This window comes from Actinomadura latina NBRC 106108, from assembly GCF_001552195.1.
Classification (GTDB): Bacteria; Actinomycetota; Actinomycetes; order Streptosporangiales; family Streptosporangiaceae; genus Spirillospora; species Spirillospora latina.
On sequence record NZ_BCQS01000019.1, the window covers coordinates 12,191 to 36,961 of the forward strand.

Below are 24,771 nucleotides of genomic sequence, written 5' to 3' on the forward strand. Positions count from 1 at the left end.
CGCTCGAGGTCTCCCTCCAACCGGCGTCCATGAGACGGGATCTCAACGGGGTCCCTGGAGGGCCGACGGCCATTTCACTGAACATGATCAACGCTTCGGACGCTCTCAGGTCGACCATTTCGACGCCTCACATCCCGTTACCTGACACATAGGACACATGGGGTTCTCCACTTCCGCTCTGCTTCGTCGGCCGGCCGAGTTCGTCGAAGGCCCGGGTGACGGCTACGCGTCGGGCTTGGCGAGCATGGCCGGGGCTCCGTCCGGGCTGGGGGCCGGGTGGTCGGGGGTTCGATGGCCTCTATGCTGCTGGGACGTGGTGGCCGGAGCGGGGCAGGGGCCGGCTTCACACGATCGGATCGTGTCTCTTCCGGGCGGAGACGGGCCGCTCTGCGCGTTGCGGTGCCCTGCGGACTTTCGTCGTCGTTGAGGACCTCTTCATGTCGCAGTCAGGCCCCCGCCGCGAGCCCGCCGAGTCGTTGCGGGAGATCGTCGAGGCGCAGCGGCTGGGCGATGCGCAGGAGTGGCTGGAGAGCCAGCCGCCGCATGTGGTCGCCGATGAGCTCGCGCGGATGGGGGACGTCGGCGGCGGGGTGGCGTTCCGGCTGCTGGACAAGGACCGGGCGCTTGCGGTGTTCGAGGAGCTGGAGCCGGTCGACCAGCAGCAGATCCTGACGGGGCTGCGCGACCGCTCCTTCCTCGAACTGGTCGAGGGCATGGATCCGGACGACCGCGTCAGGATGCTGCGGGAGGCGCCCGCCAAGGTCGCGAAGCGGGTGCTGGCGGGGCTGAGCCCGCACGAGCGGTGGGTGACGTCCGCGCTGCTGGGGTACCCGGAGGGTTCGGTCGGCCGCTACATGACGCCCGAGGTGGTGGCGCTGCCGCAGGAGGTGACCGTCGAGCACGCGCTGCGGACCGTCCGGGAGAAGGGCGCGGACGCCGAGACGGTGTACACGCTGCCGGTGGTGGACGCCGGGCGGCGGCTGACCGGCATCGTGGAACTGCGCGAGCTGGTGCTCAACCCGCCGGACATGATGGTCGCGGACCTGGTGGTCACCGAGCCGGCCACCGCGTACGCCACCGACCCGGCCGAGGACGCCGCCCGGCTGATGGTCGAGACCAACGACATGAACCTGCCGGTCGTCGACAGCGAGGGCCGGCTGGTCGGGCTGCTGACGATCGACGACGCGGTCGAGGTGATCGAGGCCGCCGACACCGAGGACTTCGCCCGGCAGGCCGGGACGGCGCCGTGGGAGGGCCACTACATGGCCGCCTCGGTCTGGCAGCTGGCCCGCTACCGGGCGCTCTGGCTGAGCCTGCTGCTGGTCGCGGCGACGCTCACGGTCGGCGTGACCCGGGCGTTCGAGGCCACGCTGGAGCAGGTCGCCGCGCTGGCCCTGTTCATCCCGATGCTCATCGGGGCGGGCGGCAACGCGGGCGCCCAGGCCGCGACCGCGTGCGTGCGCGCGCTGGCGGTCGGGGAGGTCCGCGGCTCGGACCTGCTGAAGGTGATCTGGCGCGAGTTCCGGGTCGGGCTCGTCCTGGGCGGGCTGCTGGCCCTGCTCGGGCTCGTGGTGGGGACGCTGTTCGTCGGCGCGGACATCGCGGTGGTCGTCGGCATCACCCTGGTGCTCATCTGCGGGTGGGCGGCCACCATCGGCGGCACGATGCCGCTGCTGGCCAAACGGCTGCGGATCGACCCGGCGGTCGTCTCCGCCCCGATGGTCACCACGTTCGTGGACGCCACCGGCCTGATCATCTATTTCTTGACCGCGAAAGCCGTCCTGGGCATTTGACCCCGGCGCCGCCCTGGTCGTCACCCGACGTGAGGTGATTCCGACCCAACTGTCGATGGCCGTGGCGGCGACGCGGGCGGTGGCTGCTGTGCTTGTATATGCCGTTGTGACGGCTCCCCTCTACCTCCCCGCGGGAACTCCTGCACAGCAGATCCCGGAAAGGGACGACCGCATTGTCCGCGTGCTGGCGAGCACCGGGCAGCGGCTCGCGGCTCGCGCCATCGACTTTCTCGTGGCGTTCACGGTGGTGTTGGCGGCCATATCCCCCGTCTACGCGGTCGCCTTGCTGTCGGACGCATCCTCCTCGTCTTCGGTGATTCTCTGGGTGGCCGTGCCGGCCGCTTTCATCGGCATGGCCAGTCCGTTCCTGCTGCGTGCCGGGACGATCGCGCGTTGGGGGTGCACGCTCGGCCAGCGCGTCGCCGGAATCCGGGTGGTGCGCCAGGAGGACGGGTTGCGGCCGCCGGGCTGGCGCCGTTCTTTCCGGCGGTATGTGCTCCCCCGGAGTTCATCGTCCTTCGCCTTGTTCACCGATCCCTGGGAGCACAGGAACGACGAGCGGCTCGGGCAGTGCATGCACGACCGGCGCGCCGGGACGGTGGTCGTCCAGGCGCAGGCGCCGCCGGCGCCGGAGGAGTCGGGCGGACTGGCCGTGCTGCGGTCCTCCGGCGCCGCGGTGCCGAGCGATCACGTCCGGCGCTGGGAGCGGCGGGAGCGGGGGCGGCGTGTCGCGCTCGGGTCCGCCGTGGGAGTTCTCGCGGCGGCCATTCTCGTCACCCCGGTCGTCTTGGCGCTCGGGCCCTCCGGGCGGTCTTCCGTCGGGGACCCCGCATTCGAGGTCAATACTTTCTACGACGACATCCATTTCGAGAACGCCTTCGGCGGGCGTTCCGCGACCTACGACCGCACGGCCGCCGAGGTCTTGGACAGCGAGAAGGGATGCCTCGCCGGTGCGATGAGCGAGCAGGCCCGCGGCGTGCTGCGTGAGGCCGAGTGCGAAGGCCGGATCGAAATCGCGTTCAGGAGCACGGAAGGCGTGCTGGTCAGCAGCCACGTCCTCAGATTCCCGGACGCGGCCGCCGCGCGGATCGCCGAGCGGGGTTTGCAGCACACCGATCTGCGCTTCGTTCCAGGTGGCCCGACCGATCCTCCAGGGGGCGCCCGGATCGGCCAAGTCGGCAGCACGGACCGTTACGTGGTCGCCACGACGGCGGTTTCCCCGGCGCAGCCGGACGCCGCGGCCAAGGCGAAGAACGCTTTCACCTTCATTCACGTCCCCACCCTCAACACCATCCTCTGGCTTTGAGGGCGGCAGGTTGAAAGGAAATACAGTGCACTCTGACGGTCAGCGGGTCGTGTTCGCCGCGCCGCGCAAAGCGTGGCGCCGGATCGTCGTCGCGCTCTTCGGGGTCTGCTCGGTCCTGTTCATCGTGCTCCTGGCGACTTCCCCCGATCTGGATTCAGGCCTCGGACTCGCGCTCGTCATCGTCCTGACTCCGCTTTGGTCCATCTCGCTTTTCGGAACGCTGCTCGCCTTCCTCAGCTGGTTCGTCCAGTTTCGGCGCGGCGGCACCGGGTCCGTGGCGTGGATGGACGCGGAGGGAGTCCATGTGAAGGGCGGTCAGTCGGTCGCGTGGCCGGAGGTGGAGTCGGTCTTCACCCGGCGGGCGGAGAGCGGAGAGCTGCTGCTCTGCGTCAGGCCGGCGGAGGCTGCGGCCTTCATCGCGCGGGCACCGAGTGAGCGGCAGGACGGAATGCGGTCGAACCTCGAAACGTATGAGGCGCCGCTCTTCATCAACGTGAGCGTGTTCTGGCAGGGAACGGCCGATGAGCTGGCGTCCGCGATCACCCGTCTCACCGCCGGCCGCCTCTCGCTCGCGGCCGGCGGTTGACGCGGACGGTCAGGAGGCCGGAGGCACCACGCGGGCCGCGAGGGCCTTTTTGCTGATCTTGCCCACCGGGGTGCGGGGGAAGGTGCCGCTCTCCTCCAGGCGGTCGGGGAACTTGTAGGCGGCCAGGCCGCGGGTGCGGAGGAACTCCTTGACCTCGGAGAGGGCGGGGGCCTTCTCGCCGTCCCTGATGACGAGGAAGGCGCAGGTGCGCTCGCCCATCATGGGGTCCGGGACGCCCACTACGGCGGCGTCGTGGACGGCGGGGTGGGCCAGCAGGTGGTTTTCCAGTTCTTCGGCGGAGATCTTGTCCCCGCCCCGGTTGATCTGGTCCTTTTCGCGGCCTTCGACGATCAGGTGGCCGGACGGGAGCCGGCGGACCAGGTCGCCGGTTCGGTAGAAGCCGTCCGGGGTGAAGGAGCGGGCGTTGTGGTCGGGCGCGCGGTAGTAGCCGCGCAGGGTATAGGGGCCTCGTGTGAGAAGTTCGCCCACCTCACCAGGCGCCACTTGCTTGCCGTCTTCGTCCACTATCCGGGTTTCGTCCGCCGGGGAGAGCGGGCGGCCCTGAGTCTGCTCGATGAGGTCGGCGGGGTCGTCCAGGCGGGTGTAGTTGAGGAGGCCCTCGGCCATGCCGAAGACCTGCTGCACCTGGCAGCCGAGGGTGCCCGGCACTTCGGCGGCGCGTTCGGCGGCGAACTTGGCGCCGCCCACCTGGAGGAGTCGCAGGGACGAGATGTCCTCGTCCTGCCAGGTCACCGCGTCCAGCCAGAGGAGGGCGAGCGGCGGGACGACCGCGCAGACCGTCGCGCGCTCGCGTTCGATCAGCGGGAACGCCTCGTCCGGGGAGCCGGAGGGCGACAGGACCACCGTGCCGCCGGTGGCGAGGACGCCGAGGATGCCGGGGCAGGCCAGCGCGAAGTTGTGGGCGGCGGGGAGGACGACCAGGTAGACGGTCGAGGACGTGAAGCCGCAGACCTCGGCGCTGGCCTCCAGGTTGTAGACGTAGTCGCGGTGCGTCCGGGGGATCAGCTTCGGCAGTCCCGTCGTCCCGCCGGAGAGCAGGAAGACCCCGATGTCGGACGGGGCGGGGCCCTCGATCGGCACCGGGTCGGCGTCGACCGCGGACAGGGCGGTGAACTCCTCGGGCTCGCCGTCCACGATCACGTGGTCCACGGGGAGGGTCCGGGCCATCGCGCGGTAGTCGAAGTCGCCGTCGCGGTCGGCACAGATGTAGGCGCGCGCCTCGGAGAGCTCGCAGAGGTAGCGGATCTCGCTTTCGCGGTGGGCGGGGAGGGCCAGCACGGGGGCCGCACCGATGCGCACCAGGGCCAGGAAGGTGACGACGAAGGCCGTGGTGTTGGGCAGTTGGACGACGACCCGGTCACCTCGGCGGAGACCGAGGGACAGGAGGCCGGCGGCGGCGCGGGTGGCGCGCGCGTCCAGGTCGGCGTAGGTGAGGCGATCGGCGCCGGCCACCAGGGCGGTTCGTGAGGGGTCGCCGCGCAGGACGTCGCCCAGCAGGCGGTCGGTCCAGTAGCCCTCGGCCTTGTAACGGGCCTCCAGGTCCGGCGGCCAGGGGGTGAAGCCTTCCACGGTCACCGGACGGTTCACCGCCCCGCCAGCTGCGCGGGGGCGCCGGGGACCGGCTCGGACGGATCGGAGCCCAGGGCCACGATGCGGTTCGCGGCGTCCACGTGGACGACGTGCGGTTCGTGCCGGGACGGGTCGTCCACGGACGCGTAGGTGATGATGATGACCATGTCGCCGGGCTGCACCAGCCTGGCGGCGGCGCCGTTGATCCCGATGACGCCGCTGCCGGCCGCACCGGTGATGGCGTAGGTGACGAGGCGGGAGCCGCTGGTGATGTCGACGACGTGGACCTGCTCGCCCTCGACGATGTCGGCCGCGGCCATCAGGTCCGCGTCGATGGTCAGGGAGCCCACGTAGTGCAGATCCGCCTGGGTGACGGTCGCGCGGTGGATCTTTCCGTTCATCAGCGTCCGCTGCACGGGTTCGTCCTCTTCTCCACGATTCTCCATGAATCTCCACAATCAACTAAGGCTAGGCTTACCTTAGCTATTTCCCCGGCAGAGGAGAACCCCGAGGATGCTCCGGCGACTGGCCATGGACATCAGTCCGCTGCGCGACAGCAGGCCGTTCCGCAACGTGTTCATCGCCCGCACCGTGTCGGTCTTCGGGATCGGGATGCTCGCGGTCGCGCTGCCCGTCCAGGTGTACGACCTGACGGGCTCGACCGTGCACGTCGGAGGGGTGTCGGCGGCGGAGGGGTTCGCGCTGCTCGCCGGGTTCCTGTGGGGCGGCGTGCTCGCCGACCGGGGCGACCGGCGGCGGCTGATGCTGCGCGCCCGGACGGCCGCAGGCATCGGGTTCGTGCTGCTGGCGCTGAACGCGTTCCTGCCGTCCCCGTCGCTCGCCGCCCTGTACGTGCTGGCGGCGTGGGACGGCCTGATGACCGGCGTCAGCGTCACCGCGCTGCTGGCCGCGACGCCCGCGCTGGTGAAGCCGGACAGGCTCGTGGCGGCGGGGGCGCTGAACGCGCTGACCGTCCGGCTCGGGTCGATGGCCTCGCCGGCGCTCGGCGGGGTCGTCGTGTCGGCGTTCGGCGTCGGCTGGAACTACGCGGCCGCGGCGGCCGGCACGATCGGCACGATCGGGCTGCTGACCGCGCTCCCGCCGCTCAGGCCGGCGGCCGAGGAGGCGCCGCCGAACCCGCTGCGGGCCATCGGGGACGGGTTCCGGTTCGTCGCGTCCCACCGGGTCGTCGGTTCGCTGATGCTGCTCGGGCTGCTGTTCATGGTCGCGGGCGGCATCCCCGTGCTGATGCCCGCGTTCGCGGCGCGGAGCCTGGACGGCGGCGCCACCACGGTGGGGCTGCTGTTCGCGGCGCCCGCGTGCGGGGCGGTGCTCGCGTCCGTCACGAGCGGGTGGGCCGGGTCGGCACGCGCGCCGGGGCTGGCGCTGCTCGCCGCGTCCGTCACCGGGTTCGCGGCGCTCGCCTGCCTCGGGCTGGCCCGCCATCCGGCGCTGGCGGTCGGGATCCTGTTCGTCTACGGGTTCGTCGAGTCGGTCGAGGAGATCCTGCGGTACGGGCTGATCCAGTCGCACACCCCCGACTCTCATCTCGGACGCGTCAACGCGCTCTGGGCGGCTCAGGAGACGGGCGGCGGCGCGATCGGGTCGCTGGGGGCCGGGGCCCTCGGCCGGTACCTCGCGCCGGGTGCCGCCATCGTCCTCTACGGGACGGTCAGCGCGGTCCTCGCGCTGGCCCTGGCGCTGACGCTGACCGGGCTCCGGACGGCGAGGATGCGTCCGGAGCCCGAGCCGGGCTGATCATCCGAGGCGGGCGGCGACCTCCTCCTCGGTCATCGCCTCGACCTCCAGCCAGATGGCGGCGACGGCCTCCAGGCGTCCCGGCGCCTCCTCCAGGTCGGTGAAGCGGCGGCAGACGCGGGCGATGGTCCGCTCGGCGAACAGGACGCGCACCGGCAGCGCGGTCGTGTCGAGCGCCTCCCGCAGCCGCGCGACGACCGTGGTCGCGAGGACGGAGTCGCCGCCGAGGGCGAAGAAGTCGGCGTCCGCGCCGACGCGCTCCTCGCCCAGCACCTCGGCGACGATCCGGGCCAGGACCTTCTCCAGCGGCGTCGCCGGTTCGGCGCGGGCCGCCTCGCCCTTCTCTGCGGCGGCCAAGGCGGTGAGGGCCTTGCGGTCGACCTTGCCGTTCGCGGTGAGCGGCAGTTCCTCCACGGGGACGAGCAGTTCGGGCACCATGTGCGGCGGCAGGAGGCCGCGGGCGTGGGCCAGCACCGCAGCGGGGTCGCCCGACGCGACGACGGCTGCGGCCAAGCGGCCGCCGGCCAGCAGCGCGACCGCCCGCCGCACGGAGGGATGGTCCTGCAGCGCGGCCTCGACCTCGCCGAGTTCGATCCGGAAGCCGCGCACCTTGACCTGGTGGTCGCGGCGGCCGAGGAATTCGAGGGTCCCGTCCGGCCGGTAGCGGGCCAGGTCGCCCGTCCGGTACCAGCGCACTCCCTCGTGGACGACGAACCGGTCGGCCGTGCGCTCCGGGTCGCCGGCGTAGCCGTCCGCGACGCCGGCGCCGCCGATCCACAGCTCACCCGCCACCCAGTCGGGGCGGTCGCGGCCCCGCTCGTCCACGACCCGGCACGCGACCCCGCTCAGCGGGACCCCGTACGGGACGGCGTGCCAGTCGGACGGCACCTCCCCCGCGACCTCCTGCACCGTGGAGTGGATCGCCGTCTCCGTCGTCCCGCCCAGCGCGACGAACCGGCATCCGGGCGCGCGCTCCTCCAGCAGCGCGGGCAGGTGCGTGCCCACCCAGTCGCCGCCCAGCAGGACCAGCCGCAGGCTCTCCGGGCGGCCCGCGTGCAGCAGCATCTCCAGCACGGACGGGACGCAGTTGAGCACGCTCACCGACCAGCAGCGCACCAGTTCGGCCCAGCGGGCGGCGTCGCGCCGCTCGTCCTCGTCCGGCAGGACGACCGCGCCGCCCGCCGACCAGGGCGCGAACAGGTCGAACACCGACAGGTCGAAGTCGAGCGCCGACACCCCGAGCGCGACGTCGTCCTCCCCGATCGCGAACCGCTCGATCAGGTCGCCGATGGTGTTCATGGCCGCGCCGTGCGACACCTCGACGCCCTTCGGCTCCCCGGTCGACCCGGACGTGAACAGCACGTACGCGACCTGGTCCGGACGGACGGCGACTGGTTCCGGCAGCCGAACCGCATCGGCGAGCCCGTCTGCGAGAACCGCGCCTCTGACACTGATGCCGACCGTCGGCTCGCCAGCGGCCCCGGCCGCGACGGGGATCAGGGACGCGGCGACGCCGGCACCCGCGCGGATCCTGGCGCGGCGGGCGTCCGGCTGCTCGGTGCCTATCGGGACGTAGGCGGCACCGGCCGCGAGCACGCCGAGGACGGCGGCGACCTGCGCAGGGCTCTTGGGGAGTTCGACCGAGACCCGGTCGCCGGGCCGCACGCCCGAGGCGACCAGCCCGGACGCGATGCGCAGGGCGCGGGAGGCCAGTTCGCCGTAGGTCAGTGTGCCGTCGTCGCCCCAGTGCACGGCCGGGGCGTCCGGACGGCGCCGGGCGTGCTCGAAGAAGCCTCGGGTCAGCGTCCGCGGCGGCGGCGCGGGGGTCGCGTTCAACGCCCGCCGGACGCGGAGCCGGGACGCGGGAGCCGCGATGCCGAGCGGCGCCGACCAGTCGGCGCCGGGCGCACCCAGCCGCGTGATCGCGGACGTGTACGCGTCGAACATCGCCTCGGCGACGCCGTCCCGGAAGGCCGGCACGCGCACGTCCCAGTTCAGCAGCAGCCCGCCGGACACCTCGGTCACCTGCGCGTCCAGCAGCACCTGCGGCCCCTGCGAGATGATCCACTCCGGCTCCCCGAAGTGCTCGCGCACGCGCTCGCCGAACAGCTCCCCCAGGTTCAGGGCACTGGTGTACACGATCGGCGCCAGCACCTGCTCTCCGCGCAGCCGCGACAGGTCGCGCAGCACCTCCAGGCCCGAGTAGTCGCTGTGCGCACCCGCCGTGTGCAGGTTCGCCTGCAGCCTCCGCGCCCGCTCGACGAACGGCAGGTCCTCCCCGAGGTCGGCTTCCAGCATGATCGACCCGGTGAAGTCGCCGACGACCGAGTCCACGTCCGGGTGGACGGGCTCCCGGTGGAACAGCGGCAGGTTCAGCAGGAAGCGCGGCGTCGCCGACCAGGCGCCGACGACCTCGGCGAACACGGCGGCCAGGGCCATGGCCGGGGTGACGCCCTCGGCATGCGCCCGCGCGATGAACCGGCCCTTCTCCTCGGGCGGCAGCCGGTGGTGCCTGCGCTCGACCCGGTCGCCGGGCTCGGGCACGACGGGCAGTTCGGGCGGGCCGGGCAGGTCGGCCAGCCGCTCGGCCCACCACCGCCGGTCCTGTTCCCGTGCGGAGGCCCGCGGGTCGTCGGCGAGGTAGCGCGCGTAGCCGTAGCGGATCGGGTTGAGCGTCTCGCCCTCGTACAGCGCGGCGAGGTCGGCGAGCATGACGCGGTAGCTCATCGCGTCGGCCGCGACCATGTCGACGTCCAGGTGGAGGCGGGCGGTGCCGCCGGGCAGCAGGCTGAGGCGGGCGTCGAAGACGCGGCCGTCCTCGATCGGGAGGCGCTGCTCCGACATCTCGGCCCGGATCCGCGCCAGCTCGGCACCGGAGTCGCCCGAGCGCAGGTCGTGGACGGTCACCACGGGCTCCGGACGTTCGGGCAGGATCCGCTGCGTCCCGTCGTCCGACACCGCGACCCGCAGCATCGGGTGCCGCCGCACCAGCCCGCGCACGGCCTCCTCGAACCGCACCGGGTCGATCGCGCGCCCGTCCAGCTCGACGTACAGGTGCGCGGCGACCGAGCCGAGCGACTGGCCGGAGTCGCGGCCGATCCAGTACGCGTGCTGCATCAGCGCCAGCGGGAACGGACCATCGGGCTCGATGTCGGCCGGTTCCAGCGCGGGCGGCCCGGCGGCCGCCTCCACCTGGCCCTTGTCGGCGAGCAGCTCCCACCACTCGGCCAGCGTGGGACGTTCGGCCAGCTCGGCGAAGCGGATCTCGATGCCGCGGCGGCGCAGCCGGCCGGTCAGCCGCATCAGCCGGATCGAGTCCATCCCGAGCTCGATGAGGTTGTCGCCCGCCTCCGCGCGCTCGCCCAGCACCTCCGCCAGCGCGGTGTGCAGCTCATCCCAGGTCAGCACGGAACCCCTCTCAAATTAGGTAAGGCTAACCTAATTCACGGGGTTTTCACGGTCAACGCCCGCCGCCGGGCGGCCGGGACGATCAGCGGCGTCTCCGTCTCCGGGTCCGGGATGACGCGGCACGGCAGCCCGAACACCCGCTCCACCAGATCGGCCGTCACGATCTCGGCGGGCGGCCCCTCGGCCAGCACCTCCCCGGCCCGCATCGCGATGAGATGGGTGGCGTAGCGGCAGGCGTGGTTGAGGTCGTGCAGCACCGCGACGAGCGTCCGCCCCTCCTCGTGGAGCCGCGCGCACAGGTCGAGGACCTCGATCTGGTGGGCGATGTCCAGGTAGGTCGTCGGCTCGTCCAGCAGCATGATGCCGGTCTGCTGCGCCAGGACGAGCGCGAGCCACACCCGCTGGCGCTGCCCGCCGGACAGCTCGTCCACCACCCTGTCCGCGAGGTCGGTGACGCCGACGGCGGCCATCGACTCCCGCACGACGGCCTCGTCCTCGTGCGACCACTGCCGCAGCAGGCTCTGGTGCGGGTAGCGGCCGCGGGCGACGAGGTCGCCGACCGTGATGCCCTCCGGGGTGAGCGGCGACTGCGGCAGCAGCCCGAGCCGCCGCGCGAGCCGCTTCGGCGGCAGCGCCGCGATCGGCCCGCCGTCCAGGTGGACGGTCCCCTCACGGGGGCGCAGCAGCCGGGCCAGGGCGCGCAGCAGCGTCGACTTGCCGCACGCGTTCGGCCCGACGATGACGGTGAACGACCCGTCCGGGATCTCCACGCCGAGCCCCTCGGCGACGACGCGCTTCTCATAGGCGAGGGTCAGGTCCTCCGCGCGCAACCGGTTCACCCGCTCGTGAGTCACATCGTCCCCTTCCGTCCGGTGGTGGACAGCAGCCAGGCCAGGTACACGCCGCCGAGGACGCCGGTGACGACGCCCACCGGCACCGCGACCGGCAGATGGAGCGAGATCAGGTCGCCGCAGGCGAGCAGCGCGGCGCCGGTCAGCGCGGCGGGCAGCAGCTGCGCGCCGGGGCGGCGGGTCAGCCGGCGGGCGAGCTGCGGCGCGGCCAGCGCGACGAACGGGACGGGCCCGGCCGCCGCGGTCGCCGCCGCGACGAGGCCCACCCCGGCGACCGTGAGCAGCGCCCGCGTCCGCTGGACCGGGACGCCGAGCGCCTGCGCCGCGTCGTCGCCGAGCTCGCCCATGCCGAGCGGCCGGGCGAGCAGCAGTGCCGCCGGGACCAGCACGGCCAGCGCGATCGCTAGCGGGACGGCCTGGTCCCAGTCGCGCCCGTTCAGGCTGCCGGTCAGCCAGAACGCGGCCTCGTACGCCTCCCGCAGCTCGGCGCGGGTGATGAGGTAGGAGTTGAGGGCCTCCAGCATCGCCGCCGCCGCGACGCCGATCAGCACCAGCCGGACGCCGTGCACGCCGCCGCCCGGCCGGTGGGCGACCAGGTAGACGGCGAGGGCGGTGAACACCGCGCCCGCGACCGAGGAGGCCGTGACGGCGAGCGCGCCGCCGCCGAACACGAGGATCTGCAGCAGCGCGCCGGTCGCCGAGCCGGTGGTGAAGCCGATCAGGTCGGGGCTGCCGAGCGGGTTGCGGGAGATGCTCTGGAAGATCGCGCCGCTGAGCCCGAGCGCGAGCCCGGCGAGCAGCCCGGTCACGGCGCGCGGCAGCCGCAGCGTCCGGACGATGAACTCGGTGGCGCGGTCGCCCTGCCCGAGGACGGCGCGCACCACCTCCGGCGGGGAGATCGGGAACTCCCCCGAGCCGACGACGAGCACCGCGGCGGAGGCGGCGACCGCCGCGAGCACCCCGCACACCGCCGCCGCCCGCGGCTCCCACCGCAGCGAGGCGCCGCCCGCCCGCAGCACCCTCATAGGTCGCGCGTCCTTCCCCGCCGGACCATCACGGCGAACAGCGGCGCTCCGAGGAACGCGGTGACGATGCCGGTCTCCAGTTCGCCGGGCGCGACGACGCGGCCGATGATGTCCGCGCCGAGCAGCAGGACGGGCGCGAGGAGCAGCGAGTACGGCAGGACGAGCCGCTGGTCGGGCCCGGCGGCGGTCCGGACGATGAACGGGACGGCGAGCCCGAGGAACCAGATCGGCCCGGCCGCCGCCGTCGCCGACCCGCACAGCAGCACCACGGCGAGCGCGCCGAGCGCCCGCGTCCGGCCGGGGCGGGAGCCGAGGGCGCGGCCCGCGTCGTCGCCCATGGCGAGCGCGTTCAGCGGGCGGGCGAGCGCCAGCGCCAGGACCGTTCCCACCAGGACGAACGGCAGGACGCGGTAGAACACCGCCATCTCCCGGCCGCCGAGCGAGCCGACCTGCCAGAACCGGAAGCCGTTGAAGTTGCCGGGGGCGAGCAGCATGACGCCGGCCGTCATCGCGCTGAACACGGCGTTGACGGCGGCGCCCGCGAGCACCAGCCGCGCCGGTGACGCGCCGCCCCGGCCGCGCGCGCCGATCATGTAGACGAGGGCCGCGGCGCCCGCCGCGCCGGCGAAGGCCGCCCAGACGTAGACGAGCGCGTCGTCCGCGCGGGTGGCGCCGATGACGAGGACGACCGCGAGGGCCGCGCCGCCGTTCACGCCGAGCAGCCCCGGCTCGGCGAGCGGGTTGCGGGTGAGGGCCTGCATCACCGCCCCGGCCACGCCGAGCGCCATGCCGACGGCGATGCCGAGCAGGGTGCGCGGCAGCCGCAGCTCGTGGACGATCAGCTCCGCCCGCGACGTGTCGTCCGGGGAGAGCACACCGGGCAGCACCCGCCCGAACGGCACGTCCCCGGCCCCGACCGCGAGGCTCGCGACGACCGTCGCCAGCAGCACGGCCGCGAGGACGGGGAGCCAGAGCCTGCGCGAGGCCCGTCCCCCTTTCACCGGGGGGCGTGGCGGAGCGGTGCGCGCGGGCGACAACACAAGGTGAGGCTAGCCTAAGCTAACTTCCCCTTCAAGGTCACCCTCCCCGTGCGCCCTTCAGCAATACACGCGTATGGTATACATTCGTATTGGAGATTGAACGCTTGTATTGGAGTCATGCATGGCGGCGGAGAGGGACCCCGCGCCGGAGGACCTGACGGCCCGCGCCCGCATCCGGGACGCGGCGCTGCTGCAGTTCGCCGAGCGCGGCACGAAGGGCGCGACGTTCCGCGGGATCGCCGAGGCCGCCGGCGTCTCGGTGGGGCTCGTCCAGCACCACTTCGGCTCGAAGGACGAACTGCGCGAGGCGTGCGACGCCTACACGCTCGACACGGTCCGCCGGCTCAGCGACGCCAGCGGCGGCGCCGGCGATCCCGGCTTCCAGGCGTGGGCGGACCGGCTCGCCATGCCGGTGCGCCGCTACCTCGCCCGCGCGCTCGTCGACGGCTCCGCCGCCGCGGCCCGGCTGTTCGACGACCTGGTCGCCACCACCGAGCGGTACTTCACCGACCCGCCGCCCGCGTTCACGACCCCCGACACCCGCGACCCGCACGCGTTCTCCGCCGCGATCGTCGCGATGACCGTCGGCATCGAGGTCCTGCACGAGCACCTGTCGCGGGTGCTCGGCGCCGACACCTTCACCACCGAGGGCTCCCTGCGGCTGCGGCACGCCGTCCTGGAGGTCTTCGCCGGGCAGATGCTCAGCCCGGAGATCGTCGAGCAGGGCCACGCGGCCCTGGACGCCTACGAGGCCGCACTCACCGAGGAGCGCAACGATGAATGACGTCGTCGAGGCCGAGGGCCTGGTCAAGACGTTCGGCCGGACGCGCGCACTGGACGGGCTCGGCCTGTCCGTCCGGTCCGGCGAGGTGCACGGCTTCCTCGGCCCGAACGGCGCCGGGAAGTCCACCGCGATCCGCGTGCTGCTGGGGCTGATGCGCGCGGACGCGGGCACCGCCCGGCTGCTCGGCGGCGACCCCTGGCGCGACGCCACCGCCCTGCACCGCCGCATCGCCTACGTCCCCGGCGACGTGACGCTGTGGCCGAACCTGTCCGGCGGCGAGGTCATCGACCTGCTCGGGCGGCTGCGCGGCGGCCTCGACGAGCGCCGCCGCGCCGAGCTGCTCGGCCGGTTCGAGCTCGACCCGAAGAAGAAGGGCCGCGCCTACTCCAAGGGCAACCGCCAGAAGGTCGCCCTCGTCGCGGCGTTCGCGTCCGACGCGGAACTGCTGATCCTGGACGAGCCCACCTCCGGCCTCGACCCCCTCATGGAGGAGGTCTTCCAGGAGTGCGTGCGGGAGGAGCGGCGGGGCGGCCGGACGGTGCTCCTGTCGAGCCACATCCTCAGCGAGGTCGAGGCCCTCTGCGACCGCGTCACGATCATCCGCAGGGGCCGGACCGTCGAGACCGGAACGCTCGCCGACCTGCGGCACCTGACCCGCACGTCCGTCCACGCCGAACTCGCCGGGCCGCCGGACGGGATCCCGCTGCCCGGCGCGCACGACGTCCGCATCGACGGCACCTCCATCACGTTCGAGGTCGACACCCCGCAGCTGGACTCCGCGCTCCAGCAGCTCACCCGGATCGGCGTCCGCGCCCTGACGAGCCGCCCGCCCACCCTCGAAGAGCTCTTCCTGCGCCACTACGAGGACGACCTCGCCGGGGAGGCGGCCTCATGACCGCCACGACCCTGCGCCCGCCCGCGCGCGCCGCCCGCCGACACGGCGGCCTGTCCGGCGCGGGCCCGCTGCTGAAGCTGTGGCTGCGCCGCGACCGGATCATGATGCCCGCCTGGATCTACGGGCTGACCGCCTACGTCTCCAGCAGCGCCTACAGCTTCAAGAACGAGTACGGCACACCGGAGGCCCTTGCGAGCTTCGCGCGCGGCATCAACGACAACCCGTCCACGCGGGCGCTCTACGGGCCCGTCCTGAACGGCGACACCGCCGGCGGGCTCAGCGTCTGGCGCGTCGGCACGACGGGCGCCGCGTTCACCGCCGTCATGTGCGTGCTGCTGGTCGTCCGGCACACGCGCGCCGAGGAGGAGACCGGGCGGCTGGAGCTGGTCGGCGCCGCCGCCGTCGGCCGCCGCGCGCCGCTGACCGCGGCGCTGCTGACGGCCGCGACGGCGGCCGCCGCCCTGGCGGCCGCGGTCACCGGCGTGCTGGTCCTCTTCGGGCTGCCCGCCGCCGGGGCGGCGGCGCTCGGCCTGTCCTGGTTCGGCACCGGCCTGGTGTTCGCGGGCGTCGCGGCGCTCACCGCGCAGCTCGCCGAGACGTCCCGGCTCGCCAACGGGCTGGCGTTCGGGGTCCTCGGGGCGGCCTACCTGGTCCGGGGCGTGGCCGACACCGGCCCGGCGCACCGGCTCTCGTGGCTGTCGCCGATCGGCTGGGCGCAGCACGTGCGCCCGTACGCGGGCGAGCAGTGGGCCGTGCTCCTCCTGCCGCTCGCCGCGTCCGCGCTCCTGGTCGCCGCCGCCTACGCGCTGACCGGGCGACGCGACCTCGGCGCCGGGATCCTGGCCCCGTCCGACGGCCCGGCCACCGCCGCGCCGTCACTGCGCGGCCCGCTCGCCCTGTCCTGGCGGCTGCAGCGCGGCACGCTCCTCGGCTGGTCCGCCGCGTTCCTGCTGTACGGGCTCGCGCTCGGCGGCGTCGCGGCCGGGGCCGGCGACCTGGCCGGCGGCAACGCGGGGATAGCGGACGACATCCGCGAACTCGGCGGCCAGCAGAACCTCACGGACGCGCTGCTCGCCACCGCCATGGGGCTCATGGCCCTGTTCGCCGCCGCCTACGCGGTGCAGAGCGTCCAGCGGCTCCGCGCCGAGGAGAGCGGCGGGCGCCTCGAACCCGTCCTCGCCACCGCCGTCGGCCGCATCCGCTGGGCCGTCTCCGGCCTCGCGGTCACGGTCGCGGGCACCGTCGTCCTCCTCGCGCTCGCCGGCGCCGCCATCGGACTCGTCCACGGCGCCCGCACGCACGACCTCGACGGCCAGCTCCCCCGCCAGCTCGCCGCCGCCCTCGCGCAACTGCCCTCGGTATGGGCCGTCACGGCGGCCGCGTTCCTGCTCTTCGCCCTCCTCCCCCGCGCCACGTCCGCCGGCTGGGCCGTCCTGACCATCTGCCTGCTTCTGGGCCAGGTGGGCCCACTCCTCAACGCACCGCAGGCCGTCCTGGACATCTCGCCCTTCACCCACACCCCGAAGCTCCCCGGTGCGGACTTCACCCCGCTCCCCCTCGTCGCCCTCACCGCCGCGGCGATCGTCCTGGCGGCGGCCGGCCTGACGGCCTTCCGCCGCCGCGACATCACGGCGTGACGCTACGAGCCGGGGTGGTCGGGGTGGGAGAGGAGCCAGGTCCAGATCTCCATCGGGTCCTCGGCGGTGTGGTGGGCGCCGCAGTGGCAGATGCCGGTGAGGGTGTCGGAGCCCGGGGACCATTCGACCCGCAGGCGGCCCGTGCTCATCGGGACGTCTGCCGCTGCAGGATGCGGCGGGCGGCCAGGCCGCCGGTGTCGATGTTGATGGACAGCTCCTGGTAGCCCTCCGGCTCGGAGGCGATGACCTTCTCCAGGATGTTCAGCGCCTTCACGTCCTGCAGGACGACCGTGCGGTTGCTCTCGGCGAGGAACGCGGAGACCTTCTCGTCGTCCAGGGCGAAGTCTCGGGCGACGAGCCAGAAGTCGTGGGTGCTCGTCTCGGTCTCCGGGGTGATGGCGTAGCCGACCTCGACGTGGAACGCCTTCGAGTCGTCGCCGTCCGGGCCGGGCTCCACGCCGGTGGGCGCGATGCGGCTGTGCAGGAGGTAGAGGCACGGCGGGTAGTACTCGATGTCCTGCCAGCGGTCGATACGGCCCTCGATGCCGGTCGACTGGGAGTAGAACGGCGGGCACTCCACGTCCTTCATGCGGCGGCTCACGTAGACGATGCCCGCCTCCTCGTCGACCTCCGTGTTGATCGGGGTCTGCGCCACCTCCGGTGTGCCGATGTAGCCGGCGTGCAGGTACGTCTCGTGGGACAGGTCGAGCAGGTTGTCGACCAGCAGGTCGTAGCGGGCGGCGAGCGGCTCCATCCCGCGGACGGTCGTGTACTCCGGCGAGTCGAACCAGGTCGCGCGCGGGATCGCGGCGGCGTCGCCCTCGCCGTCGCCGATCCACACCCAGATGAACGAGTCCTGCTCGACGACCTGGTAGGCGGGGACGCGGGCGGTGCGCGGGATGCGGGTCTGCCCGGGGACGGCGACGCACACGCCGTCGGGCGCGTAGGTGAAGCCGTGGTAGCCGCAGACGATCCGGTCGCCGTCCCGGTTGCTCTCCGAGAGCGGGAAGCGGCGGTGCACGCAGCGGTCGGCGAGGGCGACGGCCTCTCCGGCCCGGGTGCGATACATGACGAGGGGCTCGCCGCAGATCGTCCGGGCGAACAGGCCGTCGCCGATCTCCTGGCTGTAGGCGGCCACGTACCACTGGTTGCGTGCGAAGACCATGGGGCGTTCCTCCGTGATCGATGGGGGGTCACGACGACCTTCGCGGCGGGACGGTGACGGAGGCCACACCGATTCCGTCCAATGGAAGAACCCGGTCAGCGGTTGTGCAGCGCGGTCTCCGGGGGGCGCAGGGCCCGGGGCGCGCCGAGGGCCCGGGAGATGCCGCGGGCGCTGGCGCGGACGACCGGGATCAGCGCCCGCGCGTCCCAGCCGTCGGACGGGACGACGATCGCGACGGCGGCGGCGACCCGGTCGTCCGGGCCGTACACGGGGGCGCCGACCGACAGCGCGAACGTCTCGACCTGGCCGTCGCTGATCGCGACGCCGGTGCGCCGGACCTCGGCGAGGACGCGCCGCAGCTCCGGCCCGGTGGCGATCGTCCGCTCGGTGAAGCGGCGCAGCGGCGCGGCGATGGCGCGTTCCTGCAGGGCGGGGTCGGCGTGCGCGAGCATCGCGAGGCCGACGCCGGTCGCGTGGGCGGGCCACCGGCCGCCGACGCGGGACAGGACGTGCACGGCGTCGCGGGCGGAGATCCGCTCGATGTAGACGACGTCGAGGCCGTCCAGGACGGCGAGGTGGACGTTCTCGTGCGTCGCCTCGTACAGGTCCTCCAGGAACGGCATCGCGGCGGCGCGCAGGGCGGGGCCGCGCGGCGCGAGGGCGGCGACCTCGAACAGCCGCAGCCCGATCCGGTACAGGCCGTCCGCGTCGCGTTCGAGGGCGCCCCAGCAGGTCAGCTCGCCGACGAGGCGGTGCGCGGTGGACAGCGGCAGGCCCGCGCGGCGGCTGATCTGCGTGATGGTGAGCGAGGCGCGCTCGGCGGAGAACGCCTCCAGGATGTCCAGGACGCGGCTGGTGACCGTCGCCCGCCCGCGCGCCGTCCTGCCGGGGGCCGTCATGGGTCGCCGTACTCCTCCCGCAGCCGCGCCTTGAGGATCTTCCCCGCGGCGTTGCGCGGGATCTCCGCGGCGAGCACGGCCGACTTGGGGATCTTGTAGCGGGCCAGTCTGCCGGACAGGGCGGCGAGCACCTCCTCCGGGCTCACGTCCGCGCCGGGACGCGGCACGAGGACGGCGCGGCAGGCCTCGCCCCACGTGCCGTCCGGGACGCCGATGACCGCGCACTCCACGACGTCGGGCGCGGCGGCGAGGATCGCGTGCTCGACCTCCGCCGGGTACACGTTCTCGCCGCCGGAGATGACGACGTCCTTCATGCGGTCGACGATGAACGCGTAGCCGTCGCCGTCGAGGCGGGCGGCGTCGCCGCTGCGGAACCAGCCGTCGCTGAACACGGCGGCGGTGTCGTCGGGCCGTCCCCAGTAGCCGCGCATGACGTGCGGGCCCTGGACGACGACCTCGCCGGTCTCGCCCGGCGCGACGTCCGCCATGTCGGGGCCGACGACGCGCACGTCGCTGAAGAAGTGCGGCACCCCCGCCGAGCCCGCCTTCGAGACGGCGTGGCCTGCGTCGAGGAAGAGCGTGCCGGGGGCGGCCTCGGTCATGCCGTATCCCTGCAGGAACGTGAGGCCCCGCTTCTGGTACGTCTCGATCAGGGACGGCGGCACCGGGGCGCCGCCGCACGTCAGGATGCGCAGCGAGGACAGGTCGGCCCCGGCCCAGCCCGGCTCCCGGGCGACCCGCTCGAACATCGTCGGCACCCCGAACATGAACGTGATCCGCTGCTCCTCGATCATAGAGAGGGTCTCGGCCGGGTCGAACGCGGCGACGAGCACGCAGGTCCCGCCCTTGAGCAGGACCGGCAGGGTGAGCATGTTGAGCCCGGCCGTGTGGAACAGCGGCGCCGACACGAGCGCCACCTCCCCCGCGACCAGGTCGTGGTCGATGAGGACGTTGATCGCGTTCCAGGTGATGTTGCCGTGGGTGAGCGTCGCGCCCTTGGGCCGCCCGGTCGTCCCGGACGTGTACATGATCATGCAGGGGTCGTCGAGCGCGACGGGGAGGTCGAGCGGGTCGCCGTCCGCGCCCGCCAGGAGCCGCTCGTAGGCGCCGTCGAGCGCGATGCGCTCCCGGACGCCGTGCAGGCCGTCCGCCATTTCCGCGTGCGACGGCCCGTGCACCAGGACGGACGCGCCCGAGTCGTCCAGCTGGTAGGCGATCTCCGGGCCGGCGAGCCGCGTGTTCAGCGGGACGAAGATCCCGCCCAGCATGCCGGTCGCGAACAGCGTCTCCAGGAACGACGGATGGTTGGGGCCGAGGTAGGCGACCCGGTCGCCGTGCCGGACTCCGAGGCCGCGCAGCACGCGGGCGAGCCGCGCCACGCGGTCGAGCAGCCCGGCGTAGTCGAGCGTCCCTCCCTCGTGGACGAGGGCCGCCGCACGCGGGGTCTTCCGGGCGCGGCGGGCGGGCCACGACCCGAGTCCTTCGTTGCGCATGCGCGTCACCCCTCCATCGGTTTCGAGCCCCTGCGGCGATCCCACCACGCGGTGGCGGACGGCACGAGGCCCTTCGGCAGGAACAGCACGACCGCGACGAGCAGCAGGCCGTACACCGCGTACGACAGGACGGCGGGCGCCGACGCCGGCATCCCCTCCCGCGTGCCGATGTCGTTCAGCAGCTGGAGCAGCAGGGTGATGGCGGTCGCGCCGGCGAGCGCGCCCCAGATCGTCCCGGCGCCGCCGACGACGACCATCACGACGTACTCGAACGACAGCAGGACGGGGAACGAGCCGGGCGCGACGTAGCCGATGTAGAAGGCGTAGACGCCTCCCGCGAGCCCGGCGAACCCGGCGGACAGGCTGAAGACGGCCTGCTTGTAGACGGCGACCGGAACCCCGGACGACGCGGCGGCGACCTCGCTGGTCGCGAGCGCCCGCAGGCCCCGCCCGGGACGGGACGTCACGATGTGCCGGGTGACCAGCACGACGAGGCCGAGGGCGCCGAGCGCCAGGTAGGCGTAGGAGGCCTCACCCGCGAACTCGTACCCGGCGACCTTGAGGCGCGGGATCCCCTGGAGGCCGATGTCGCCGCCCGTCCAGTCCTGCCGTCCGACGAGGCTGAGCAGGATGAGCTGGATGGCGAGGGTCGCGAACGCGAGCTGGTGGCCGCGCAGCCGCAGCAGCGGGACGCCGGCGAGCGCGGCGCACGCCGCCGCGACGACGGGCGCGAGCAGCAGCCCGAGCCAGGTCGGCAGGCCGTGCGTCGCGGTCAGCGCCGCCGTGTAGCCGCCGATCATGGTGAAGGACGCCTGGCCGAGCGAGACCTGCCCGGCGTACCCCATCAGCATCGACAGCCCCACGACGACGATCGCGGACAGCAGGAGCAGTACGTAGACCGACACCTGCGTCTCCGGCAGCAGCACCGGGACGAGCAGCGCGAGCACGCCGGCGGCCGCCGCCGCGAGCGTCCCGGGAGCGGGCCGCCGCCGCACCGCGGGGGCGGCCACCGGCGAGGTCTTGCGGACGGACACGCTCATCGGGCGGCCTCCTCCTGCAGCGCGGTCCTGCGCGAGGCCCGCACCATCATGATCGCCAGCATCAGCGCCAGCGCGACGACGGTCTGGTAGGACGCCTCGCCGTATCCCGCGACCATCGCCTCGGCGATCCCCAGCGTCAGCGCGCCGGCGAGCGCGACGACCGGGCGGTTCAGGCCGCCGAGCACGGCCGCCGCGAACCCGTTGGTGATCAGCAGGACGTCGCTGTCGTAGGAGATGGGCTGCAGCGGCGTGAGCAGCACCCCGGCGAGGCCCCCGAGCATCCCGCCGAGCGCGAACGCGACCAGGCCCATCTTCAGCGGGTCGATGCCCATGGTGCGCGCCGCGTACGGGTTGGACGCGCACGCGCTGAGCGCCTTGCCCGCGTAGGTGCGCCCGAAGAACAGGGCGAGCAGCACGAACACGGCGGCGGCCACCCCGATGACGAGGAACGACTGCTGCTGGACGTGCGCGCCGAACAGCGTCACGGCGCCGCGCAGCCCCGGATGCGAGCGCGGGCCGTCCCCCCAGACCATGATCTCCACCGCGTAGGCGAGGAACCCGACCCCGAGCGTGACGATGAGCGCCGACTGCGGGGACGTGCCGCGCTTCCCGGTGGCGGCGACCCCGACCGCGAGGCCGACCGCGCCCGCCACGGCGACGGAACCGGCCTCCGCGGCGCCGTGCGGCAGCCCCGCCGCCAGCAGGGACCCGGCCGTCATGCCGCCGATGACGGCGAACATGCCCTGCGCGAAGTTCACCACCCGCGTCACCCGGTGGATCACGACGAGGCCGCTGGCCAGCAGCGCGAAGCCGCAGCCGACGGCGATCCCGGAGACGAGGTACTGCACGAAGGCGCTCATGTCTCCCCTCCCCGGCCGGCGCGCCCGCCGAGGTAGGCGTCGGCGACGTCGGGGCCCGCCGCCAGGTCCGCGGCGGCGCCCTCGGCCCGGATCCGGCCCGCCTCCAGGACGTAGCCGCGCCCGCACAGGTCGAGCGCCAGCCGCGCGTTCTGCTCGATGAGCAGGACGGCGAGGCCGCGCTCGGCGTTCAGCGCGCGCAGGTGCTCGGCGAGGTCGGCGGTGACGAGCGGCGCGAGGCCGAGCGACAACTCGTCCACGACGACCGCGTCCGGCTCGGCCATCAGCGCCCGCCCGAACGCGACCATCTGCTGCTCCCCGCCCGACAGCGACCCCGCCCGCCGCTTGCGCAGGTCGGCGAGCCGCGGCAGCACCTCGTACACGCGGGCGGTGTCGCGGGCGCCCTTCGCGCGGCGGCGGCGCCAGGCGCCGAGCACGAGGTTGTCATCGACGGTCAGGTCGTCGAACATCTGCCGCCCCTCGGGGACGAGCGCGACCCGCCCGCGCAGGGCCACCCGTCCCGCCGCCGGGCGCAGCACGCCGAGGACCGCGTTGACGAGCGAGGTCTTGCCCGCCCCGTTCGGGCCGATGAGCGCGACCAGCTCCCCGGCCCGCACGGTGATCCCAACCCGGTCGAGCGCGGTCGCCGTCCCGTACCGGACGACGAGATCCTCCACCTCGATGACGGGAGGGCTCATGCGGCCTCCTCCCCCAGGTACGCGGCGATGACGGCGGGGTCGGCGCGGATCTCCTCGGGCGTGCCCTCCGCGATGAGGCGGCCGAGGTCCAGGACGGCGACCCGGTCGGCGAGGCGGGCGACGAACGCGACGTCGTGCTCGACGAGCATCATCGTCAGCCCCTCCCCGCGCAGGCCCTCGATCAGCTGCGCGAGGGACTCCCGCTCGGCGGCGCGCAGCCCGGACGCCGGCTCGTCCAGCAGCAGGAGCCGGGGCCGCGCGCACAGGGCCCGCGCCACCTGCAGCGACCGCTGCTGGCCGAGCGGCAGGACGTCCGCCGAGCGGTGCGCCCAGTCGCGCAGCCCGACCCGGTCGAGCGCGGCCAGCGCGTCCGCCCGGATCGCGGCCTCCTCGCGGCGGTGCGCGGGCAGCCGGAGCGTGGCGGACAGGAAGCCGTGCCGGGTGCGGGCGTGCGCGCCGACCATGACGTTCTCCAGCGCGGTCATCCCGTGGAAGAGCCGGGCGCCCTGGAAGACGATCGCGACGCCGAGCCGGGCGCGCGCGTGCGGGGGCAGCCGGTCGATCCGCCGGCCCGCGTACGCGAGCGTGCCGTGGTCGGCGGCGAGATGGCCGCTGATCAGGTTGAACAGGGTGGACTTGCCCGCGCCGTTGGGGCCGATCACGGCGCGGGTCTCGCCCTCGGCGACCGTCATCGCGACGTCGCGGACGGCGTACACGCCGCCGAACGCGCGCCCGACGGCGCCGATCTCCAGCAGCGCCGTCATCCGGCGGCCTTCGCGGTCTCGGCGAGCTGCTTCACCGACCATTCGGTGGGGACGAGCTTGCCGTCCTTCACCTGGTTCATGGAGATGTCGGTGGGCTTCAGGCCGGAGTGGTCGGTCTTGGAGTAGGTGTACCGGCCGCAGGGGGTGACGAGCGTGAGGCCCTCCAGCGCGTCCCGGATCCTCTCCCGGTCGGTGCCGGCCTTGCCGATCGCGGCGGCCAGCAGCTTGACGCCCGCGTAGCCGTCCATCGCGAACTGCGGCGGCTCGTAGCCGTACTTCTGCTCGAACGGCCCGGACATCTCCTGGACGGACTGCTTGAGCTTCCCGTCCGGCAGGTGGTCGGCGACGACGCCGATCGCGGACTGGACGTACACGCCCTCGGCCGCCTTCCCGACCGGGTCGATCCACAGCTTGCTGGCCTGCGCGCCGGTCATGTAGAGCGGCAGCTTGAGCCCGGACGACGGGTACTGCTTGGCCATCGTGACACCGGGCGGGCCGCTCGCCCACGCGACGAGGGCCTGGGCGCCCGAGTCGCGGACGTGGGTGAACAGCGGGCTGAAGTCGGAGGCGGTCGTCTCGAACGTCTCCTCCTTGACGATCTGCACCCCGTTCTGGCCCGCGTACTTCTGCATGCCCGCGAACCCGGCCTTGGCGTAGGCGCTCTTGGTGTCGTAGGCGACCGCGACCTTGGTGATGTCGTGCGCCTTGAAGTACGAGAGCATCGCCTGCGCGTAGGTGGACGAGATCGCCGGAACGACGAACGTGTACTTGCGGACCGGGTCGACCTGCTCGTCCGCCGGGCTGAGCGAGATGTAGGGGATCCGCTCGCGCTCGGCGAGCGGCTCCACCGCGAGGCCGACGTTGGAGAACGTCGAGCCGATGATCGCCGTGACCTTCTCGGACCTGAGCTTGTTGAAGTGCAGCACGCCCTGGTCGGGCGCGGTCCGGTCGTCGAGGGTGATCAGCTTGATCTTCCGGCCGTCGATGCCGCCGGCGGTGTTGATCTGCTCGACGGCGAGCTCCACGGTCTTCTTCGCCTCGCCGCCGAGCGGCGCGTAGTTGCCGGTCAGCGACTCGATGAAGCCGATCTTGAGGTCGGAGCCGCCGCCGGACCCGCCCGCCGAGCCGCACGCGGCGGTGGCGAGAAGGGCGGCGGCCAGAAGCGGGACGAGTTTGCGCACT

At 73.5% G+C, this 24,771-nt stretch carries 22 protein-coding genes; 7 read left to right on the forward strand and 15 right to left on the reverse strand.

Annotated elements, in window-relative coordinates; all coding sequences use genetic code 11:
• Nucleotides 1-437 precede the first annotated feature (437 nt).
• Genes mgtE through AL2_RS23955 form a run of 3 tightly spaced genes read left to right on the forward strand, consistent with a single transcriptional unit; the run spans nucleotide 438 to nucleotide 3,685 of the window.
• On the forward strand, nucleotides 438-1,793 hold the full coding sequence (mgtE, locus tag AL2_RS23945; RefSeq protein WP_067637160.1) for a magnesium transporter: 1,356 nt from the start codon (nucleotides 438-440) through the stop codon (nucleotides 1,791-1,793).
• Between the two features lie 55 nt (nucleotides 1,794-1,848).
• A complete protein-coding gene (locus tag AL2_RS23950) occupies nucleotides 1,849-3,099 on the forward strand; it encodes an RDD family protein (protein WP_157438330.1) in 1,251 nt (416 codons plus the stop codon).
• A gap of 49 nt (nucleotides 3,100-3,148) precedes the next feature.
• On the forward strand, nucleotides 3,149-3,685 hold the full coding sequence (locus AL2_RS23955) for a hypothetical protein (RefSeq protein ID WP_067637164.1): 537 nt from the start codon (nucleotides 3,149-3,151) through the stop codon (nucleotides 3,683-3,685).
• Nucleotides 3,686-3,694: 9 nt separating this feature from the next.
• Here the strand turns inward: AL2_RS23955 and AL2_RS23960 are convergent, their stop codons facing one another.
• On the reverse strand, nucleotides 3,695-5,275 hold the full coding sequence (locus tag AL2_RS23960) for a (2,3-dihydroxybenzoyl)adenylate synthase (RefSeq protein WP_083946871.1): 1,581 nt from the start codon (nucleotides 5,273-5,275) through the stop codon (nucleotides 3,695-3,697).
• Between the two features lie 14 nt (nucleotides 5,276-5,289).
• Nucleotides 5,290-5,691: an aspartate 1-decarboxylase gene (gene panD, locus AL2_RS23965; RefSeq protein WP_067637167.1), complete on the reverse strand. Its 402-nt coding sequence runs from the start codon at nucleotides 5,689-5,691 to the stop codon at nucleotides 5,290-5,292.
• 97 nt (nucleotides 5,692-5,788) lie between these two features.
• Here panD and entS point away from each other — a divergent pair, with 97 nt between their 5' ends.
• Nucleotides 5,789-7,033 carry an enterobactin transporter EntS gene (gene entS, locus AL2_RS23970; protein ID WP_067637169.1) on the forward strand — a complete coding sequence of 415 codons (1,245 nt, stop codon included), beginning with the start codon at nucleotides 5,789-5,791 and terminating at the stop codon, nucleotides 7,031-7,033.
• On the opposite strand, the gene AL2_RS23975 is transcribed toward entS, so the two are convergent.
• The 4 genes from AL2_RS23975 to AL2_RS23990 are packed head-to-tail and all read right to left on the reverse strand — an operon-like array spanning nucleotide 7,034 to nucleotide 13,318.
• A complete protein-coding gene (locus tag AL2_RS23975; RefSeq protein ID WP_067637171.1) occupies nucleotides 7,034-10,441 on the reverse strand; it encodes a non-ribosomal peptide synthetase in 3,408 nt (1,135 codons plus the stop codon). It abuts the gene before it with no gap.
• 35 nt (nucleotides 10,442-10,476) lie between these two features.
• The gene (locus AL2_RS23980; RefSeq protein ID WP_245666871.1) at nucleotides 10,477-11,295 is read right to left on the reverse strand and encodes an ABC transporter ATP-binding protein; all 819 of its coding nucleotides are present in this window, start codon (nucleotides 11,293-11,295) and stop codon (nucleotides 10,477-10,479) included.
• The gene (locus AL2_RS23985; RefSeq protein ID WP_067637174.1) at nucleotides 11,292-12,317 is read right to left on the reverse strand and encodes a FecCD family ABC transporter permease; all 1,026 of its coding nucleotides are present in this window, start codon (nucleotides 12,315-12,317) and stop codon (nucleotides 11,292-11,294) included. The genes AL2_RS23980 and AL2_RS23985 overlap by 4 nt, the downstream gene beginning before the upstream one ends.
• The gene (locus AL2_RS23990) at nucleotides 12,314-13,318 is read right to left on the reverse strand and encodes a FecCD family ABC transporter permease (protein ID WP_245666873.1); all 1,005 of its coding nucleotides are present in this window, start codon (nucleotides 13,316-13,318) and stop codon (nucleotides 12,314-12,316) included. The genes AL2_RS23985 and AL2_RS23990 overlap by 4 nt, the downstream gene beginning before the upstream one ends.
• 160 nt (nucleotides 13,319-13,478) lie before the next feature.
• Between AL2_RS23990 and AL2_RS23995 the strand changes: the two genes are divergently transcribed.
• From AL2_RS23995 to AL2_RS24005, 3 genes are read left to right on the forward strand one after another with little or no spacing between them, the layout of a single operon-like run.
• The gene (locus AL2_RS23995; RefSeq protein WP_067637178.1) at nucleotides 13,479-14,141 is read left to right on the forward strand and encodes a TetR/AcrR family transcriptional regulator; all 663 of its coding nucleotides are present in this window, start codon (nucleotides 13,479-13,481) and stop codon (nucleotides 14,139-14,141) included.
• Nucleotides 14,134-15,036: an ABC transporter ATP-binding protein gene (locus AL2_RS24000; protein ID WP_067637180.1), complete on the forward strand. Its 903-nt coding sequence runs from the start codon at nucleotides 14,134-14,136 to the stop codon at nucleotides 15,034-15,036. The genes AL2_RS23995 and AL2_RS24000 overlap by 8 nt, the downstream gene beginning before the upstream one ends.
• Nucleotides 15,033-16,673 (forward strand): ABC transporter permease, encoded by a 1,641-nt coding sequence (locus AL2_RS24005; protein WP_067637182.1) that lies wholly within the window; start codon nucleotides 15,033-15,035, stop codon nucleotides 16,671-16,673. The genes AL2_RS24000 and AL2_RS24005 overlap by 4 nt, the downstream gene beginning before the upstream one ends.
• 2 nt (nucleotides 16,674-16,675) lie before the next feature.
• Here the strand turns inward: AL2_RS24005 and AL2_RS38140 are convergent, their stop codons facing one another.
• The 9 genes from AL2_RS38140 to AL2_RS24045 form a co-directional block, all read right to left on the reverse strand.
• Nucleotides 16,676-16,822, reverse strand: coding sequence for a hypothetical protein (locus AL2_RS38140; protein ID WP_168444794.1), 147 nt, complete (start codon nucleotides 16,820-16,822; stop codon nucleotides 16,676-16,678).
• Nucleotides 16,819-17,838 (reverse strand): Rieske 2Fe-2S domain-containing protein, encoded by a 1,020-nt coding sequence (locus AL2_RS24010; RefSeq protein ID WP_067637184.1) that lies wholly within the window; start codon nucleotides 17,836-17,838, stop codon nucleotides 16,819-16,821. Before AL2_RS24010 ends, AL2_RS38140 begins: the two co-directional genes overlap by 4 nt.
• Nucleotides 17,839-17,933: 95 nt before the next feature.
• Nucleotides 17,934-18,737, reverse strand: coding sequence for an IclR family transcriptional regulator (locus tag AL2_RS24015; protein WP_067637186.1), 804 nt, complete (start codon nucleotides 18,735-18,737; stop codon nucleotides 17,934-17,936).
• A complete protein-coding gene (locus tag AL2_RS24020; RefSeq protein ID WP_067637482.1) occupies nucleotides 18,734-20,230 on the reverse strand; it encodes an acyl-CoA synthetase in 1,497 nt (498 codons plus the stop codon). Before AL2_RS24020 ends, AL2_RS24015 begins: the two co-directional genes overlap by 4 nt.
• 5 nt (nucleotides 20,231-20,235) lie before the next feature.
• Nucleotides 20,236-21,270, reverse strand: coding sequence for a branched-chain amino acid ABC transporter permease (locus AL2_RS24025; protein ID WP_083946844.1), 1,035 nt, complete (start codon nucleotides 21,268-21,270; stop codon nucleotides 20,236-20,238).
• Nucleotides 21,267-22,130 carry a branched-chain amino acid ABC transporter permease gene (locus AL2_RS24030; RefSeq protein WP_067637188.1) on the reverse strand — a complete coding sequence of 288 codons (864 nt, stop codon included), beginning with the start codon at nucleotides 22,128-22,130 and terminating at the stop codon, nucleotides 21,267-21,269. Before AL2_RS24030 ends, AL2_RS24025 begins: the two co-directional genes overlap by 4 nt.
• On the reverse strand, nucleotides 22,127-22,825 hold the full coding sequence (locus AL2_RS24035) for an ABC transporter ATP-binding protein (RefSeq protein ID WP_067637189.1): 699 nt from the start codon (nucleotides 22,823-22,825) through the stop codon (nucleotides 22,127-22,129). The genes AL2_RS24030 and AL2_RS24035 overlap by 4 nt, the downstream gene beginning before the upstream one ends.
• The gene (locus tag AL2_RS24040) at nucleotides 22,822-23,589 is read right to left on the reverse strand and encodes an ABC transporter ATP-binding protein (protein ID WP_067637191.1); all 768 of its coding nucleotides are present in this window, start codon (nucleotides 23,587-23,589) and stop codon (nucleotides 22,822-22,824) included. The genes AL2_RS24035 and AL2_RS24040 overlap by 4 nt, the downstream gene beginning before the upstream one ends.
• Nucleotides 23,586-24,770, reverse strand: a complete 1,185-nt coding sequence (locus AL2_RS24045; RefSeq protein WP_067637193.1) for an ABC transporter substrate-binding protein — start codon at nucleotides 24,768-24,770, stop codon at nucleotides 23,586-23,588. Before AL2_RS24045 ends, AL2_RS24040 begins: the two co-directional genes overlap by 4 nt.
• Nucleotide 24,771: the final 1 nt, after the last annotated feature.

What these genes read in the sequence shown, in the direction of transcription:
- AL2_RS38140 (WP_168444794.1), bottom strand. Translation starts at nt 16,822, where the DNA reads ATGAGCACGGGCCGCCTGCGGGTCGAATGGTCCCCGGGCTCCGACACC.
- entS (WP_067637169.1), top strand. Translation starts at nt 5,789, where the DNA reads ATGCTCCGGCGACTGGCCATGGACATCAGTCCGCTGCGCGACAGCAGG.
- AL2_RS24020 (WP_067637482.1), bottom strand. Translation starts at nt 20,230, where the DNA reads ATGCGCAACGAAGGACTCGGGTCGTGGCCCGCCCGCCGCGCCCGGAAG.
- AL2_RS24030 (WP_067637188.1), bottom strand. Translation starts at nt 22,130, where the DNA reads ATGAGCGCCTTCGTGCAGTACCTCGTCTCCGGGATCGCCGTCGGCTGC.
- AL2_RS24035 (WP_067637189.1), bottom strand. Translation starts at nt 22,825, where the DNA reads ATGAGCCCTCCCGTCATCGAGGTGGAGGATCTCGTCGTCCGGTACGGG.
- AL2_RS24015 (WP_067637186.1), bottom strand. Translation starts at nt 18,737, where the DNA reads ATGACGGCCCCCGGCAGGACGGCGCGCGGGCGGGCGACGGTCACCAGC.
- AL2_RS23985 (WP_067637174.1), bottom strand. Translation starts at nt 12,317, where the DNA reads ATGAGGGTGCTGCGGGCGGGCGGCGCCTCGCTGCGGTGGGAGCCGCGG.
- AL2_RS24005 (WP_067637182.1), top strand. Translation starts at nt 15,033, where the DNA reads ATGACCGCCACGACCCTGCGCCCGCCCGCGCGCGCCGCCCGCCGACAC.
- AL2_RS24000 (WP_067637180.1), top strand. Translation starts at nt 14,134, where the DNA reads ATGAATGACGTCGTCGAGGCCGAGGGCCTGGTCAAGACGTTCGGCCGG.
- AL2_RS24040 (WP_067637191.1), bottom strand. Translation starts at nt 23,589, where the DNA reads ATGACGGCGCTGCTGGAGATCGGCGCCGTCGGGCGCGCGTTCGGCGGC.
- AL2_RS24025 (WP_083946844.1), bottom strand. Translation starts at nt 21,270, where the DNA reads ATGAGCGTGTCCGTCCGCAAGACCTCGCCGGTGGCCGCCCCCGCGGTG.
- AL2_RS23995 (WP_067637178.1), top strand. Translation starts at nt 13,479, where the DNA reads ATGGCGGCGGAGAGGGACCCCGCGCCGGAGGACCTGACGGCCCGCGCC.
- AL2_RS24010 (WP_067637184.1), bottom strand. Translation starts at nt 17,838, where the DNA reads ATGGTCTTCGCACGCAACCAGTGGTACGTGGCCGCCTACAGCCAGGAG.
- mgtE (WP_067637160.1), top strand. Translation starts at nt 438, where the DNA reads ATGTCGCAGTCAGGCCCCCGCCGCGAGCCCGCCGAGTCGTTGCGGGAG.
- AL2_RS23950 (WP_157438330.1), top strand. Translation starts at nt 1,849, where the DNA reads ATGGCCGTGGCGGCGACGCGGGCGGTGGCTGCTGTGCTTGTATATGCC.